This window comes from Pantoea sp. SIMBA_079 (assembly GCF_046940275.1).
GTDB lineage: Bacteria > Pseudomonadota > Gammaproteobacteria > Enterobacterales > Enterobacteriaceae > Pantoea > Pantoea borealis.
Genome location: NZ_JAWRYR010000900.1, coordinates 1 through 237, shown reverse-complemented (window position 1 = coordinate 237; position 237 = coordinate 1). Strand labels below are relative to the sequence as shown.

Here is a 237-nt window from a genome sequence, read left to right as displayed (position 1 = left end):
CGACGCATGGCATCGCGCGTGTCAGCGGCACGACGATCAGCTATCAACCGGCGCCTGGCTATGCCGGTGCCGACAGCTTCACCTACACCGCCAGCGACGCCTACACCACGACCGCGCCTGCCCTGGTCACGGTGACGGTCGCCGCGCCGTCGGTCGCACTCGCCGCCACTGCCCCACCTGCGGCCGTCGGCGGGACGGCCTACACGCACGTCCTCGTGGCGAGCGGCGGCGCGGCAC

Annotated in this window: 1 protein-coding gene; it reads left to right on the top strand. The window is 73.0% G+C overall.

Annotation, left to right across the window (positions count from 1 at the left end; genetic code table 11):
- On the top strand, window positions 1-237 hold a 237-nt coding region (locus SB719_RS22545; protein ID WP_412160090.1), incomplete at both ends, for an Ig-like domain-containing protein.